Source organism: Streptomyces sp. 13-12-16 (genome assembly GCF_002114215.1).
Lineage (GTDB): Bacteria > Actinomycetota > Actinomycetes > Streptomycetales > Streptomycetaceae > Streptomyces.
On the sequence record NZ_NCTE01001468.1, the window covers coordinates 1 to 1469 of the forward strand.

Consider the following 1469-nt stretch of genomic DNA (forward strand, 5'->3'; position numbering starts at 1 on the left):
CCCGCCCCGCTCCTGGCACCAGCGCCACAGCCGCAGCCAGGGCGTGCCGCACGCGCGGTTCGCGTTGCGCAGCCAGGCGCGTTCGGCCGCCTCGCCCGTGGCGGTGGCCCCCACTGCGTCCGCGAGCAGGTCCGCGAACTCCTCGCGCGCCTCCTCGCTCAGCCCGGTGCGCCGCCGGGTGGCGTAGACCGGCCACAGCCGGGCCGCCGCGATGTCCACGTCCGCGGAGATCCGTCGGGCCGGGGCCCCGCGTTCGGCCACGAACCGGGCGAGTGATTCCCGCAGTTCGCCGACCCCGTCCCCGGTGAGCGCGGACAGCGCCAGCACGGTCGTGCCGGGTTCGCCGTACTCCCCCAGGACGATGCCGTCCTCGTCGAGCAGCCGCCGCAGATCGTCCAGGACCTGCTCGGCGGCCTCCCCGGGCAGCCGGTCGGTCTGGTTGAGGACGACGAACATGACCTCCGCGTGGGCCGCCATGGGCCGCAGGTAGCGCTCGTGCAGCATGGCGTCGGCGTACTTCTCGGGGTCGACGACCCAGATGACCGCGTCGACCAGGCCCAGGACGCGGTCCACCTGCTCCCGGTGCTGGACGGCCGCCGAGTCGTGGTCGGGCAGGTCGACCAGGACCAGCCCGCGCAGCCGCTCGTCGGCGTCCGCGGTCGCCTGGAGGGGGCGCCGCCTGAGCCTGGGCGGGATGCCGAGGCGTTCGATGAGGCTCGCCGCGCCGTCGCTCCAGCTGCACGCGATGGGTGCGGCGGTGGTCGGCCGCCGTACGCCGGTCTCCGAGACGGGCACTCCGGCCAGCGCGTTGAACAGCTGCGACTTGCCGCTGCCGGTGGCGCCCGCGATGGCGACGACGGTGTGCTGTCCGGAGAGCCGGCGCCGCGCGGTGGACTCCTCGATGACCCGGCCCGCCTGTGCGAGGGTCCGGTTGTCGAGCCGGGCGCGGGAGAGCCCCACCAGCTCGCGCAGCGCCCCGAGCCGCGTCCGCAGCCACGGGTCGTACGCGAGCGGGGCCACGGCCTGCGGCACGGGTGTGCGGGCCGTGGCCGCCCCGCACTGCTCCTCGTCGGCGCTCCCGTTCACCCGGCGCGCGATCAGCCCGTCGTCCCAGGGGCTCGCGGTGTCCGTACGGGGTGGCCCTCCGGCGTCGCGGTCGGAGTGCTCGGGGTGTTCGGGATGCTCGGGGTGCTCGGTGTGGTCCTGGTCAGTGACGGCGGTCACCGGTCACCTCTCCTTCTGCAGTACGGACAACGCGGCGATGAGTTCGGCCTGGGGCTCCGCGTGCACCTCGAGCGCGTCGAGCGGGGCGAGCCGGCGTTCGCGTTCGGTGTGCATGACGCGGTCCACATAGGCGACGAGCAGCCGTCCGCCCCGGTCGCGCAGCCGCAGCGCGCCGTGCGCGCCGATCCGCTCGGCGAGCCCCTCCCCGGCGGTCCGGGCCCGGCGGCCGCCCAGCAGTGCCGTGG

The 1469-nt window shown here is 75.8% G+C and carries 1 protein-coding gene and 1 pseudogene; both read right to left on the reverse strand.

Translation table 11 applies throughout. The features are described 5' to 3' along the window. The coding region (locus B7767_RS42860) for a YfjP family GTPase (protein WP_107486657.1) at window positions 1-1224 on the reverse strand (1224 nt) is incomplete at its 3' end. 3 nt (window positions 1225-1227) lie between these two features. Further along, window positions 1228-1469, reverse strand: a pseudogene (locus B7767_RS42865) (ATP-binding protein); the annotation flags it as partial.